The organism is Pseudomonas sp. IT-P171, assembly GCF_949767765.1.
GTDB lineage: Bacteria > Pseudomonadota > Gammaproteobacteria > Pseudomonadales > Pseudomonadaceae > Aquipseudomonas > Aquipseudomonas fluorescens_B.
In genome coordinates this window covers 1-290 of the sequence record NZ_CATKQN010000049.1, presented here as the reverse complement: position 1 = coordinate 290, position 290 = coordinate 1, and the positions used below count along the sequence as shown (strand labels likewise).

Below are 290 nucleotides of genomic sequence, written 5' to 3'. Positions count from 1 at the left end.
TCCCTGAGTCGGTCGCGCAGGCGGTGCAGGCTTATACTCGCTACCCTCAGCTTCGGCTGTTTATGCCAGCTCATCCCATAACCCAAGTAATCACAGACCCAAGGCCGTGCCACACGGCTCTTTCCCCGATTCAGTGTCAGTTTCAGACGCTGAGTCAGGAAGCGCTCGACACTGACCATGACCCGTTCGCCTGCTCGACGACTACGTACATAAATGTTCGCATCATCGGCGTAGCGCACGAAGCGATGGCCCCGCCGTTCCAGCTCGCGGTCGAGTTCGTTGAGCAGGAT

General features: G+C 58.3%; 1 protein-coding gene. It reads right to left on the bottom strand.

The window, feature by feature from the left end; all coding sequences use genetic code 11:
• The coding region (locus ACM6I5_RS22240; protein WP_414884730.1) for a reverse transcriptase domain-containing protein at positions 1–290 on the bottom strand (290 nt) is incomplete at both ends.